We start from the raw sequence: 2,692 nt of genomic DNA on the forward strand, positions 1-2,692 counted from the left end.
GGGGTGCACCGGCACGATCGCACCCGGGTAGCCGCCGTCGCGCAGGTGCCCGAGCACGGCCGCGCCGACGCCCTGCCCGGTGGCGCTGGCGCCGTAGACGGCGATGCCGCGCGGGGCGAGCAGCCGGGCGATCGAGCGGGCCTCGGTGCGGTGCTCCCGGCCCCGCTGCACCTCCAACGTCGACTCGGTGGGGGCGATCGGGAAGGTCAGGTGCACCACGCCGTCGGCGAACTGGCGCTGGACCTGGTAGCCGAAGTCGGAGAAGACCCGCAGCATGGCGCCGTTGGCGGGAAGCACCTCGGCGACGAAGTGCACGATGCCGGCCCGCCGGGCCGCGTCGGCGAGGTGCTCCAGCAGCACCGAGCCGATCCCCCGCCCCTGGTAGGCGTCCTCGACCACGAACGCCACCTCGGCCTCCGGGGCCTCCGGGCCGAGCCGCTCGTACCGGCCGACGGCGACGATCCGGTCCCCGGCGAGCACCACGAAGGCCTCCCGGTCGCGGTGGTCGACGTTGACGAAACGGTGCAGGTCCCGGTCGGGGATGCGCGGGTACGGGGAGAAGTAGCGCAGGTAGCGGGTGCGCTCGGAGAAGCGCGAGTGCATCGCCACGATCTCCGGCCCGTCCGCGGGGCGGATCGGGCGCAGCTGACCGGTGCTGCCGTCGCTGAGCAGCACGTCCACCGGTTGGTCGACAGTGGTCACCGGTCGGTCCCCTCCCCAGGCCACCGACTCAGTCGCGCGGGTCGTGCGGGTCGAGCCCGAGCAGCGGGAAGACCGCCTTGCGGGTGGCGGCGATCGCCCGGTCCACGGAGGTCGGCTCGCCGGTCGGCTGCCACGGCTCGTACGCCGGGTCGACGTCGTCGGTCATCCGCAGCGGGATCTCCCGGCCAGGCAGCCGCTTGGCGACCAGTTCCCGCCAGGCCGGCGGGGTCAGGGTGGCCGGCGCGATCGGGTCGCCGCTGGCGATCGCCAGCAGGTGGGTCCACGCCCGGGGCACCACCTCGGCCAGCGCGTACCCGCCGCCGCCGAAGGCCACCCAGCGGCCCTCGCAGAGCTCGTCGGCAAGCGCCCGCAGGGCCAGGTAGGTGGCGCGCTGCCCGTCGACGGTGAGGTGCAGGTCGGCCAACGGGTCCAGCCGGTGCCCGTCCGCGCCGCACTGGGTGACCAGGATCTGTGGCCGGAACGCGCGCAGCACCGACGGCACGATCGCGTGGAAGGCGCGCTGCCAGCCGGTGTCGTCGATGCCGGGCGGCAGCGGCACGTTCACCGCGCTGCCCTCCGCGCCCGGACCGCCGGTCTCGTCGGGGAAACCGGTGCCGGGGAAGAGCGCCAGCGGGGTCTCGTGCAGGCTGACCGTGAGCACCCGCGGGTCCCGGTAGAACATCTCCTGCACGCCGTCGCCGTGGTGCACGTCCACGTCCACGTACGCGACCCGCTCGGCGCCCAGGTCGAGCAGGCGGGCGATGGCCACCGCCGGGTCGTTGTAGACGCAGAAGCCGGCGGCCCGGTCCGGCATGGCGTGGTGCAGCCCACCGGCCACGTTCACCGCGCGGCGGGCCTCGCCCCGCCAGACCGCCTCGGCGGCCGCGACGCTGGCCCCGGCGATCAGCGCGCTGGAGTCGTGCATGCCGTCGAAGACGGGATTGTCGGAGGTGCCCAGCCCGTACCCGGCGAAGAGCGGGTCGCGCGGCGCGGCCCGGACGGCGTCCAGGTAGTCCGGCTGGTGCACCCGGGTGAGCAGCGCGTCGTCGGCCGGCGTCGGCCGGACCAGGCGGACCCCGGGCCGGTCGAGGACACCCAGCTCCCGGGCCAGCGCCATGGTCAGCTCGACCCGTACCGGGTCGAGCGGGTGCTCCCCCATGTCGTAGGCGAGCAGGGCCTCGTCCCACACCACCACCGTGTCGTCCGACATGAGGTCATCGTCGCACGAGCGGCGTCGGCCGCCCACCGCACGCGCTGCTCAGCGGGGTGATGTCTCCCCGGTGGCCACCGGCCGGTCTGGGTCGGCCACCCAGTTGCTCCACGAGCCGACGTAGAGCGCGGCGTCCGGTCGCCCCGCCAGGTGCAGGGCGAGCACCGCCTGCGCGGCGGTCACCCCCGATCCGCAGTACGCCCCGACCGGCGTGCCCTCGGTCACCCCGGCAGCGGCGAACCGCTCGCGCAGCGCCTCGGCGGCCGGGAAGCGCCCCTCGGTGACGTACTCCGGGGCGGGCAGGTTCACCGCGCCCGGCACGTGCCCGGCGACGGGATCGATCGGCTCGGTCTCGCCCCGGTAGCGGGGGCGCGGCCCGAACGTCGAGGAGGACGCCTTCGTCGGCGGCGGCCAGCTCCGCCGCGGCGGCGGTGTCCAGCACCGGGAGGGCGCCAGGGCGGACGGCCACGTCACCCGGGGGCGGGGTGGGCACCTCGGTGGAGGTGGGCAGGCCGGCGGCGAGCCAGGCCGGCCACCCGCCGTGCAGCAGCCGTACCGGTCGGTGACCGCCCGCATCTCCACGGCGTCGGTGATCACCACGCCGGAGAAGCCCAGCTCCTCGCGGAGCAGGTCGCCGAGGATGCGGGGGCTGAGGGTGGCGGGCAGCTCCTCGGTCGAGGGCGGGCACGAGCAGGTGCCCGGTCATCACGGCCTGCACCCCGGCCGCCACGGCGGCCCGGAACGGCACCAGCTCGCCGGCGTCGAGGCGGGCCGGCTGGC

2 protein-coding genes and 2 pseudogenes are annotated in these 2,692 nt (G+C 75.9%); all 4 read right to left on the reverse strand.

Annotated features, from left to right (window positions below):
- On the reverse strand, positions 1 to 702 hold a 702-nt coding region (locus tag JNW89_RS33880), incomplete at its 3' end, for a GNAT family N-acetyltransferase (RefSeq protein ID WP_238452138.1).
- Positions 703 to 730: 28 nt separating this feature from the next.
- On the reverse strand, positions 731 to 1,912 hold the full coding sequence (locus tag JNW89_RS33885; RefSeq protein WP_238452139.1) for an acetoin utilization protein AcuC: 1,182 nt from the start codon (positions 1,910 to 1,912) through the stop codon (positions 731 to 733).
- Positions 1,913 to 1,960: 48 nt separating this feature from the next.
- Positions 1,961 to 2,483, reverse strand: a pseudogene (locus JNW89_RS33890) (sulfurtransferase); the annotation flags it as partial.
- Between the two features lie 38 nt (positions 2,484 to 2,521).
- Positions 2,522 to 2,578 (reverse strand): annotated as a pseudogene (locus JNW89_RS39490) (hypothetical protein); the annotation flags it as partial.
- Between the last annotated feature and the right edge of the window lie 114 nt (positions 2,579 to 2,692).

It is taken from the genome of Micromonospora sp. 4G55 (assembly GCF_016803375.1).